The organism is Bradyrhizobium sp. 142 (assembly GCF_023074015.1).
GTDB lineage: Bacteria > Pseudomonadota > Alphaproteobacteria > Rhizobiales > Xanthobacteraceae > Bradyrhizobium.
This window is the reverse complement of record NZ_JADPKQ010000056.1, coordinates 1-11023: the sequence shown is the minus strand read 5'-3', so window position 1 is coordinate 11023 and position 11023 is coordinate 1. Positions and strand designations below refer to the sequence as shown.

Annotated in this window: 5 protein-coding genes and 3 pseudogenes; 2 read left to right on the top strand and 6 right to left on the bottom strand. The window is 59.5% G+C overall.

Annotation, left to right across the window (positions count from 1 at the left end):
* The first annotated feature begins 239 nt into the window (after positions 1-239).
* The gene (locus IVA82_RS06215; RefSeq protein WP_247387079.1) at positions 240-650 is read left to right on the top strand and encodes a hypothetical protein; all 411 of its coding nucleotides are present in this window, start codon (positions 240-242) and stop codon (positions 648-650) included.
* Between the two features lie 226 nt (positions 651-876).
* Here the strand turns inward: IVA82_RS06215 and IVA82_RS06210 are convergent.
* The 3 genes and pseudogenes from IVA82_RS06210 to IVA82_RS06200 all read right to left on the bottom strand — a co-directional run bounded on the left by IVA82_RS06210 (position 877) and on the right by IVA82_RS06200 (position 6440).
* Positions 877-2708: pseudogene (locus IVA82_RS06210) on the bottom strand (diguanylate cyclase).
* 290 nt (positions 2709-2998) lie between these two features.
* Positions 2999-5179: pseudogene (locus tag IVA82_RS06205) on the bottom strand (glycosyltransferase family 2 protein); the annotation flags it as partial.
* Positions 5160-6440, bottom strand: a complete 1281-nt coding sequence (locus IVA82_RS06200) for an HlyD family efflux transporter periplasmic adaptor subunit (RefSeq protein ID WP_247493190.1) — start codon at positions 6438-6440, stop codon at positions 5160-5162. The pseudogene IVA82_RS06205 and the gene IVA82_RS06200, both read right to left, overlap by 20 nt.
* 279 nt (positions 6441-6719) lie before the next feature.
* Here IVA82_RS06200 and IVA82_RS06195 point away from each other — a divergent pair.
* Positions 6720-6945, top strand: a pseudogene (locus IVA82_RS06195) (hypothetical protein); the annotation flags it as partial.
* Positions 6946-7296: 351 nt separating this feature from the next.
* Here IVA82_RS06195 and IVA82_RS06190 read toward each other — a convergent pair.
* From IVA82_RS06190 to IVA82_RS06180, 3 genes are all read right to left on the bottom strand, one after another.
* A complete protein-coding gene (locus IVA82_RS06190) occupies positions 7297-8346 on the bottom strand; it encodes an HD domain-containing phosphohydrolase (RefSeq protein WP_247493189.1) in 1050 nt (349 codons plus the stop codon).
* A gap of 83 nt (positions 8347-8429) precedes the next feature.
* Positions 8430-8903 carry a PilZ domain-containing protein gene (locus IVA82_RS48900; protein ID WP_346658766.1) on the bottom strand — a complete coding sequence of 158 codons (474 nt, stop codon included), beginning with the start codon at positions 8901-8903 and terminating at the stop codon, positions 8430-8432.
* A 986-nt stretch (positions 8904-9889) separates the two neighbouring features.
* Positions 9890-10198 carry a hypothetical protein gene (locus IVA82_RS06180; RefSeq protein ID WP_247387076.1) on the bottom strand — a complete coding sequence of 103 codons (309 nt, stop codon included), beginning with the start codon at positions 10196-10198 and terminating at the stop codon, positions 9890-9892.
* Between the last annotated feature and the right edge of the window lie 825 nt (positions 10199-11023).

Here is an 11023-nt window from a genome sequence, read left to right as displayed (position 1 = left end):
CCCGGCGCGAACTGCGTTGTAGCGCGAATTGCGTTGCAATGTGATCCGTGCGTCTACGGTACGTCGAAGGTCGCATGAACGCCGGCGCTGCCGGCTCCTGCATTTGAAACCGTGCTCACCTGACGGCCACCTCACTTGAGGGCAGCACCGCATTTGCACGGGTCGCCAAGATTAACCTGATCTTAGAGTTATGCCGATGATCTGCATATTGTGAACACCGAGGGAGAGGTCCTCCTCCCATGCTCAAAGACGGAACTTATGCGGCGTGGTTCAAGACCTCACTTGGCGAAGGTACAGGCATCGTTCACTTCGCAGACGGCATGCTCTGGGGTCGCGACAGCATCATCAGCTATGGCGGCTCCTATCAAGTGGACGGCGATCGATTTGCCGCAACGGTGATGACCAAGAGACATACCGCAGGCCATCCGACTGTGTTCGGCATTGACGAGATCGAACTACAACTCGTGGGAACAGCCAAGGGCACTATCGTGACGTGCCGAGGGACGACCGATGCAGCACCGGGAATGGTCTTAGAGGTGACGCTCATTTTCAACCAAGGCTCATCACCCGCGCGGGATACGGCGCGACCGGCGGTGAAATTCGACCCGAGCAAACTGCCAAGACTGCCGAAGCGTTTCCCGAGCCGCTGAGCGAGAACACTCGCACCGAACCCCGACCGATCGGCACAGTGCTTTAACCGACGATCCGGTACGCCTCTTGGCTCGCCTCCGTCGAGGGCCTGCGATCGGCTTAAGCCGGTCGAGCGCGCGCCGCGCCGATGCAGGCGAACATCGTTGGGCCGCCAAGACGGCCATCGTGGGCAAGTATTCATTGCGCGATCAATCGCGCACCCACGGCACCGCTCCTGATTGCCTTTCACGCCCGTATCGAGCCGGGCCAAGCGACCACTTGCCCTGACATCACAAGGCGGTTGCGTCCACTCTCTTTGGCGGCGTAGAGCGCCCTATCCGCAGCCCCTATCAACGACGCGCAATCCGCCTTATCGGCGGCCGGCATTTGTGCCGCGCCGCCGATACTCAGGGTGACCTGCCTGGATGGCGGGTTGAGCGTGTGCAGGATGCCGAGTTCCTGAATCGCTTGCTGGACTCGTTCGCCGACCTGCTCGCAACCCCTTGCATCGGTGTTCGGTAACAGCAAGGCGAATTCCTCTCCACCATACCGAGCCGCCACATCAGCGGGCCGTCTGGCCTGCTCCACCAGGACCCTGGCGATTGAACGAAGGCACGCATCGCCTGCCTGATGCCCATATTGGTCATTGAATCGCTTGAAATGATCGGCGTCCATCAGCAACAGCGACAACGGCGCTCCCCCGCGCCTCGCCCGGTCCCATTCCTCCTCCAGCCGCTCGTCGAAATGTCTGCGGTTCGCCAACGCCGTCAGGCCATCCGAAATGGCGAGAGCCGCCAGCTTACCCTCCAGATCCTTATGTTCGGTCATGTCGCGCGAGATTGCCACCACGCCGTTTATGTCACCGCTTTCCGGACTCCTGGTAACGCGCAGCGCGGTTTCGATCCAGATCTCTCCCTTCTCTCGATGACGCGTGCGATAGATGATCCTCGCCTCTTCGGCTTCGCCGTTCCTCAACGCGGAGATCGTTTGCTCAACCCGTGGCAGGTCCACGGCATCTATGCCGGCGAGAGCCGACGTATCCACCAATTGGTTCGGAGCCCAGCCAAGAATTCGTGTACTGGATGGCGACGCATAAAGGATTCGTCCATCAACCCCTATGCGCATGACCATGTCTCCCGAGTGCTCCGCGAGGAGGCGAAAATCCGCTTCCTTGGCGAGCAGGGCAGCCGACATCCTTTGCCGCTGGTGCAACTGACGCACCAGCAAGAGACCCGCAACAGCAAGCCCCCCTGCCAGACCCAGCACCACAGCTATGCGTGTCGCCGCGGCTTTACGCCAGGGCGCCAAGACGTCGTCTTGCGATTCTGTGGCAACCACGATGACGGGGTAGCGACTGCTCAGTTGATAAAAGCTCAGACGCTGAACGCCGTCGAGAGGCGATTTGAAATAATAGGAGCCTGCAGCTGGCCGCTCGCGGAGATGCTTGAAAAGCGGCGCATTAGACAGGTCACGGCCTGTATAGCCGTTATCCGGACTACGTGCGAGGACAATGCCGTCTGCACTCGCTAGAGCGATTGAACCGTTCTGGCCCACGTCGAACCGGCTATAAAACTGTAAGAAGTAGTCAACATCGATCGTCGTAAGGGCGACTCCGGCAAAGCTGCCGTCAGGATGATTGAAACGCCTTGACGCGGTGATGATCCATTGCCCGCCCGATCTACTCGTCACCGGATGGCCAATAAAAGTTCCCCGATCAGTCGAGGCACGATGATGCTGGAAATATTCGCGGTCGCTGTTGTTGAGACCGGCGAAATTCACAGGCTCGCTGGTCGCGAGCCAGCGGCCGGTTTCGTCATAGACGAATACGCCGCGGATCCGGTTCGCGGCTTTGCGGCGAGTAAGAAAAGTCTGAATCTTGGCGATCGCCGCGGGGCCGGTTCCCTCCAGTTCAAGCTGGCCGACCAGCACGTTGAGAACGGTGTCGGTGAGTTCGAACGTATCGTCCGCATGTTGCGTCAGCGATCGGGCCAGATTGGCCATATGTCCGTTTCGGCGCTCTTCAGCTCCGTTAGTTGCGAGGACCACTCCCGCCAACCGCTGAGTACGACAATCGCCATGCAAGCGGTTGCCACGAAAGCCGAGGCCCAGAACGTCAAACGCCCATGGCGAAGATCACTGCGGTGGTCGATCAAGAAATCCTTCCTCCACCCTGGAACCTTTACACGTCTCGGGTTAAGGCACGGTTGCTCGTTTCGGTTGACGTTTGTGGCAGAGCACCAGAAGGAGAGTGACCACGTCGATTGACGCTAGAATTACCTGATGGACTGCTCGGACAGTAGAACAGTCACAGCATCAAGTCAGCTTGATGGCCTAGAGAGCAACCGCGCCGGCCACTCGGCCAAACCTAGGTCCGGAACCCAGGTTCGGTGAAAGTTGTCGGATGCACGCTTCGAACTCCGGCAAGGTGTACCAAATCGTAGGTCGGCGGTCGGGGGCGAATGACCAGGCTCTCTGCCGGTAAACGCTCGGCCGGCGACACGGGTTTCGCGCCGCCTGTGATCAAGATCGGCAACGGGGTGTGCATGAGCCAGATGTTCTTAAGCATCGCCCTGTTCACCGAACAGGCGACAGCATTGTTCTTCCTCAGAAAGGCACCGGTAAACAGCTTCCGGATCAGCAGGTCTCGCTCGATCGACGGCGGCAAGTTGAACTGCACCCCGACGAGTTGCCCCCTTTGTTGCATGACGGTCGCGTCGATCCAGCCTACTTGTGCGACATGGACGGGCAGCGATGCTCCACGGCAAAGAGAGTCGACACCGCAATCGAGAAGAATGCCAGCGCCGGAGAGAGATACGTCCTTGACCCGACCGGACAGCCGCTCCCCGGTCTCGGTTCTGATCAAGACCGGCTCGTCGATCACGACGCGTTCCTCGGTACGAGGCATGCGCGCCTGGAGCGAGGTCATGCAAACGAAAAAGAGCACCACAATGTTGACCACAGACCAGAAGGCGACCATTGGCAATGCGGCCGGATGATCGATCACCCGCCATTCGGGGATTGTGTTCAGAACAAGTCCGATAACCGTCAGCGCCATGAAGGTCGCCGCTGGCCAGAATATCTCTCTGGCGTAGCCTACCCGCCGCGCGGCAGTCCCCTTAGGGGTTACTTTGAATGCATGTCCTTTCGGCTTGAGCAGCGTCGCGAGCACAACCGGGAGAAGCTTGAAGCTCTGGATGGTCGCTGAGACCTGAGCGGCGAGCGGGAAATGTTCGTGTGGTGCAAAGCAGGAGATGCCCCCGTTCAGCGCCAGGATCGCGGGGAACAGATAGAAAAAGACCGACTCCGGCGTAACGTCTATGACAGGCGTGATGCCGGTCCACATGAACACGATAGGAACCACCACGACCATCAGCGCCCGCAGGCCCATCGAGAGCCAATGGGTCGGAAAGAACAGGAGCCGATGCATCAAGCTTAGTCCACGGCCAACGGGGCCGGCGTCGAGATACAAGGTCTGGATTGCACCACGCGCCCACCGTTGACGTTGCACGAAATAGGCAGCGAGGCTTTCCGGCGCCAATCCAATCGCCAGCGGTTCGCTGAGATAACGTGTAATATAGCCTTTGCGCAGCAGCACCATCGTCAGCAGAATGTCTTCTGTAATGGACTGGGTTGGCAAGGCATCGCCCACGGCGCGCAGCGCCGCCCGACGCGTGACGGAGTTGGAACCGCAACAGAAGGCGCCATCCCAGCCATCGCGCGCGGGCATGATGCAATCGAAGAAGAACCGTTGGTCGTCCGGCAATCCCCTGTGCAGGCCGAGATTCGCCTGCATCGGGTCCTCGTTGTAGAAGGTGTGCGGGATCTGAACGATCCCGATCTTTGGATCGGCAAAGAAGCCGATTGTGCGCATCAGGAAATTGCGCTGCGGCACGAAATCCGCATCGAAGATCGCGAAGAACTCGCCATTTGCCTTCGTGAGGGCGTGATTGATATTGCCGGCCTTGGCATTGGCGTGGTCAGCGCGCGTGAGGTAGCCTGCACCCTTGTGCTCGCAGAGTTCCTTGAGCCAAGGCCTGCGACCATCATCCAAAACCCAGACCTGGAAGTTAGGATAGTCCAGGCACAGTGCACCCGTGACGGTCTTTTCCAGCACCTCGAGTGGCTCGTCGTAGGTGGGAATAAAGACATCGACCGAGGGCAGCGCATCGTTCGGCAGACCACGAAGCCGACGTTCGTGCTGATCGGCTTCATTGCGGCGATCGGTTCTGCGAAGGAACGTCAGGTAGAGAATAAACTGGTCCGTGAAGGCCAAAAGCTCAACGAAGAGACAGAACCATATCCACCCAATCTGGTACCACTCCCCGCTCGCCGGCAGCACCGTGGCGAAGATGCGCCATTCGAGGTAGCGGGCAACAACGAGCCAGACCGTGACAAAGATCGCGACGCGCGCCCAAGCGCGCCCGAGCGGTAAGGTCGGAGCCAGGAAGTACATCACCGCGAACAGGCACAGCGTCGGTGCGAACAGCTGAAAGGGCGGCAGAGTTGTGGCGTGCATGGGAGTCAACTGCTCAAAGAAATGGCTGGTCAAGCGCGAGGCCGGCGGTCAGCCATTTCAGCTGCCCGCTGATCAGTTGAAGCAGCCCGGTTGCCGGACGCTCGAAGCGCACTTCAGCCTGCCGCCCGATATCGCAGAAACCACTGCGGTCGGCCGACGTCTCATCGCGCGGAAGCGAGATCTCAACGGTGATACTACCCGGATCGGGCCGCGGCACTCGCGCCGCAAGCAGCCGATCATCAGCGTACGCCGCCGATCCACGGGTTTGCCGGACCTGGCCGGTCTTCCACTCTCGGCTGCCAAGCAGGCGAACGGCAGCCGCATCTCCGGCCTTGATCTTCTCGAAATCGCGCTCGGGTAGCTCGGCAACAATGAAACGGTGTTCGCAGTCTGCAAAATCGAAGACCGATTGCCCTTCTATGACCATCGAGCCAGGGCTGGCCGCGACCGACCAGACCACATGCGCTGCGGGCAAGGATAGATCATAGTGACCCAGACGCTCGAGCCGAGCGCGCTCCTCCGCGATCTCCGTGGCCAACTGTGCGGACCGTGAGCAGTTCTGCAGCAGGTCTGTCTCGAGCTCCTGACGGCGAAGAACAAGCCGCTCGCGCTGCTGCTGCGAGGAGGGCACGTCGTTGGCATCGCCACGAAGATAAATGCCCTTCTCGGCCGACTCCAGCTCAGTCTTGAGGCGCTGTAGGCGTTCCTCGGCCATCTGGCACCGCGTTGCGGTTGCTTCTTGCGAAGCTTGCGCCTCAGCGGAGCGAATCTGCGAGCTGATGCCGAGCTTGACGAGCCTCTCCATCCGGCCCGCGACGTCATTCCGCTGCCGCGCTTCGGCGAGGCAGCCGCCCTTTTCAGCCTCGGTTTCACCGATCTCGTGGCTCAGGCGCGCCACCACCCCGGAACGATAGTCCTCGCTACGCTCGCGGAGCTTGCGATCGAGCTCGGCAATTTCATCGAGCTGGCGACGCGCGAGCTCGGCGCGTTTGGTGGACACGGCCAGCTGCTGATCAAGGTCCATGAGGTGCCGGCGATCCGGCGAATGCGTCTCGACCAGCGGCACCAACCGAGTGCGCTGGAAGTATTCACCCTTGCGCGGAAGATCGGGCGAGAGCTGACCCGCAAACGGTGCCGTCACCCGCATCAGCTCGGCATTGACGAATGCGGAGGGAGCGATCCGATAGGTCACATACGGCAGCAGAGCCCATCCGCTCAGAGCGATGATCCCGAGCGCCAAGGAGCGACGGACAATCCGGCTACGAATGAAACGTTCGATATGCAAGCGGACCACGACTGGATCTCCAATGGGCTTTGAATCGCGGAGTCTGACCCAGTGAACGCTCACTGGCGTTCGCCGCAGGTCCCGCGTTGGTGCGAATCTGCGCCCTCGAAGGCACGGAGTAGCCCTGTTGCCACTCCAAATCAGGGCTCGCCGCAACGGCAAATCCGGGCTCGCAACCGAGAGACGCTCGGTCGAGCTTTCACCACATTGAATTGCACACTGTCAAAACCGGAAGAGTACGGTCCCGGAAGAGGGATCAAGATGCAAACTCGTCCGACTTGTCAGCGCGTCATGACCTACAGCGGCTCCTGCGAACGCGACGGAGATCGATTTACCGCGACCGTTACGACCAAGAGGCATGCCGATGGGCAGCCCACCGTTTTCGGCGATGATACTGAATTGTAACTGAAACTCGTGGGGAACGTGCCCTGGCAAGATCGCTCGTTACGTGTAAACGGCTGAGCAATTCCCGAGCCTGCTCCTTGAGGGAACACTCATTCTCAGTGAAGAGCAGTTACAGCCGCGCGCGCGGAGCCCGCGGCTTAGCCACATGATCATAGTTGGCAAGCTCGGTCCCGCGCGAACTGAACCACCTCTTCGATAGTGATAATCTGTTTTTCGAGGCCGGCACGGACGGCAGGGTCGCGTAAGCGGGTTGTCACTTGATGAGCAGAGGTGAGAGCGAGTTCAACTAGAAAGATCACGCGACACAATTCATCCTTTGCTTTCGTTTCCAGTGCGGCTGCCTCGCCATCCGATCGAGATGATTGATGCTCCGCCTCCTCCGAAGTCCCTGTACTATAGTTCGATGATCGAAGCGGGAATTTGAGGACGTTGCGTATCCAATCCTTGAAGCTGGTAATTCTCATCGATCGAGGGCGACAGGCTTGAATGCCCTTACAAGTGCCCTTTCGAGCTTACCGTTCATCCCGCACAGGATATTGTAAGCCTCTTGTCTTGGCATAATTGGCTTGTATGGCCGGTGCTCGATCAACGCGGCGAAGATGTCGGATATTGTCAGAATGCGGACGATATCCGCGATACTTCCGCTGGAGAGCTGATCTGGATAGCCGCTGCCGTCGAGGTACTCATGGTGGTGTCGGACAGCATCAAGTATTTCGGCTGAGATTCCTTTTTGCGCCCTCAGAGCTTCATATCCGACTGTAGGATGGGTCTCGATGAGCGCTCGTTCTCCCGCATCGAGTCGCCCAGGCTTGTCGAGAATCGCGAGCGGGATCTTGGCTTTTCCAACGTCATGGAATAGCGCGGCTTCGTGCAGGCGTTCGAGATCGGCCCTTCCTACTTCGAGGCTGAGTCCGAAATCGATGGCGATGCCCGTGACAAGCAGGCAGTGTTGATACGTACCTTCATGATGGCGGCGCACCGTTGCGAGCCAGTCAGTTAGACCATGTTCGGCGATATGGTCCGCGAGACTAGTGCCGGATTGTTTGGCACCTACCAGATCGACTGGCATCCCGCTTGTCATCGCCGTAAAGAGCGAAGCGATAGCACCTGCGGCAGCAGTGACAGCCTCCGAGTCGCGACCAACCTCTGTTTGGCCGCTCGCTGCCCTGCGGCCCTGAGAAAGGGCCTGCAACAGCTTAGCGGCGTTCAGATTGCCTGACAGCACCAGCGTAGCCCCCAAGGCATATGCCTGTGACACACACACGTGAGCAGGACTCTCGATCAAGAAAATGCGCTTTCGGGTTTGCTGAGCCCCCTCCAGCATGTTTTTCAAGGCAGGGATATTTTCGGTGGTACGCAAATCTACCCGTACGACTAAAGCTTCCGCATTTTCCGCCTTCAGCGCGGCGTCACAGAGCAGGTTTGAGCTCACGGTGTGGTGATCACGTTCGAGAAAGGAGCGAACGCTCGATAGTTGCTTCGGGTCATCGGCGACTATATGGACCAACATAAGAAAGCACCACTCGGTCAAAAAGCCGGGCCAAGGCGGCATCAGCTAACCCCAAAACGAGCCTTGATCGTGCGGAGCCTCGCTCAACCAGACGAGCGCCTCACGTGTCGCCAGCCGGACGAGTCTTTCTTCCGTCGGCACCGATGAGACCGCTTTGGAGAGGTAGAGAAGGAAACCACGCGAGTCGCGAAAGAGCGCCTCTTTCGCTTCACAAGGCAGCAGCGACTGTATCGATGGCCGGAATGGTTCGTAAGCAGATCAATTCCATTGCGGGCGCAACGAGAACCATCTGGACTTAAAAAACGTATACCAACCTCCGATCCGTCTAGCCGGACCAACTCGCATCGACGGAAAACCGAGCCAGTCGATGACAGTGACAGGAAGAACTCTCGGGCGCTGAGCACGTCTGGCGATCCGTCTATCCGGAGTCTTGCACCCGATTCCGAAACATCGACGAGTATGCAGTCGCGCCGCCATGTGCCGTCGGCTGCCAACAGAGTCGCTCGGCATTCATGATCGAAGTGAACGCGCTTCGCTTCGCGCTTATCCCAGCCCATCGGCTTTAATGCCTTTCACGCGGGACCCACTAACTAAATGGCTTTCAACTAACTAGCAGCGACCGTGACCAAAAAGCGCTGCTCACCGCGGCAATCGCATCCCCTGCACGAGCTAAAACAACGGACGAGTACTTGGCGATAGTCTCTCGCGGTAGTTGTTAAGAAGGGCTAAATCCCAACCCCCGTGCGAATCCGGTGCAGGTCAAGCAAGGTGGTTCCAAATGGCATTTGCGGCCGAATGGCGTTGAACCGCGTGAAATCGGCACGAGAGGGATCAAGGCGGATCGGAACTCGGAATGGTCGAATGCAAGTTCTGAGGTCCAGCAAAATAGGTCCGACCGCGGCCGTGTGCCGCCGCAGGCCACGCCGTCTGATCCGGTTGTTGTAACTGTCACTTACTGAACCGCAGAGGCACCTCAAAGACGTGCTGCCAGATTGTCTTCGCGTTCCGATCGCGCGACGACATTGAGTAGCTTCTTTGCGGTTCAATCGACCTGCGAGGCGGAGACGGTCATCAAAATGCGAAACGAGTGCCTGATCTGTCTCAGCATCGCCGTGGCGCCATCGTATATCGACCGTTGGTGAGATACTGATCTAACTGCGATGCACCAAGCAGAAGCAAGACTGTAATCACGAAACCCTTAATATCACGGGGCTCTCCGGTGGAAAGAGACCGCCAACCGAGCGTGTCCCGGGATTAAATATTTCGGAATTCGCCGCCGCTAATCGCGACCTACCTGCAATGACGCTAGGATAACAACAACCCGGTAATAAAATTCCTTAAAGGGCGGCTCGCGGCGTCGGCGGCGGACACGCTTGCGCTCGGCCGAGTTCAGAGCACCACCAATAGGATGAAAATGCCGATCTCGATCAGGAGAACTATGCCCGCGATGGCGAGCACAAGAAACACGTCACTCGGCGATGGAGATCGCATGGCTCGCCTCGTTCCGGACGAGCCCCAAAGCGAAACAATTCCTCCTCGCCGTTTAGTCGCAGCGGCGCTCCCGGCGCGTAACCATACGGCCATCACGTTCGACCGTGACAGTCTCGGTGCGGCAGCGCTGTCTTGGGCCGACGGTGACACCTCCCGGGCCGACGCCAACTGTGGTGTCGCGGTCGTATCGGTCGCGGTCGTAGCGGTCACGGTCCCTATAGTAGCGGTCCTCGCGATCCCGTCCGATCTGGACATCAACGCCTTGAGCCATCTTGACGCCTTGGGCGTTGGCCGGAATGGCAAGCGGGGCAGTCGTCAGCAGCGCTGCGGCTGCCGCCACGGCAAGAGCGATCTTCAACATGAGGAAGTCCTCCTTGGGGCTTGATTTAGCGCTGCAACGGGCACGAGCGCTGAGGGTTCCTCCGGGCAAGGGAGGACGGGGTAGCGCGGCGTTTCGAGCGGACCCTTGGGCTCAAGGTACTTTGGGGGCTGGAACCGGCCCGGGGACGCGGGATCGCCCGCCGCCGGCATATCTGGCGGCGGCCTTTTCCGATTTTGCTCCGCGCGATATGGTTGCGAGTTCCGTAGGATAGGCAGCGATGACCGCGCTGGAGCAGGTTTGGCGAGGATGGCGAGCGCTTTCGCGAGCCGATCGGGCTCGGTTTCTGATCATGCTCCGCGACGCTTATGCCCGGGACCGCGAGGCGGTGGTGCGGCAGCATGGCGGCGGCGCCGATGGCGTGAGGGTATCGAGGCTCTCGGACCTATCGCTCCGTGAGGCGGACCTCCAACGGCCTCGGCTGTAAACGGCCACTGGTGAGTTTTTCGGCCGCCGGCTACTCCGGGGCCGAAGCCGCTTGCGTAAATCGCGGTAAACCGGGGGTGCGAGGCGAGGCTTGCCCTAGAAAGTGTGCTCATGGGCCCGCGCTGGAATCGGGCGCGTAACTGTCCGCTGTACCCCTGATAGCGGCGCAACACCGGACCTCGCAGAAGGTCCGAGTTGGGCTGATGTTGTTGCAGAAGTCGGCGGGCTCGGCGGTCTCAGTCGGAGCTGAGTTCTGAAAAATGGAGCTTGCGATGTCTCGCCGCCTGCCCGCAATGGGTGGGCGGCGACGCTAACGGCTGACGCAACCAACGCAACCAACGCAACGGACGCCACTTACGCGACGCATGGCCCGGCCATGTC

Coding starts and splice junctions, on each gene's coding strand:
- IVA82_RS06215 (WP_247387079.1), top strand. CDS start 240: ATGCTCAAAGACGGAACTTATGCGGCGTGGTTCAAGACCTCACTTGGC.
- IVA82_RS06190 (WP_247493189.1), bottom strand. CDS start 8,346: ATGTTGGTCCATATAGTCGCCGATGACCCGAAGCAACTATCGAGCGTT.
- IVA82_RS48900 (WP_346658766.1), bottom strand. CDS start 8,903: ATGGGCTGGGATAAGCGCGAAGCGAAGCGCGTTCACTTCGATCATGAA.
- IVA82_RS06180 (WP_247387076.1), bottom strand. CDS start 10,198: ATGTTGAAGATCGCTCTTGCCGTGGCGGCAGCCGCAGCGCTGCTGACG.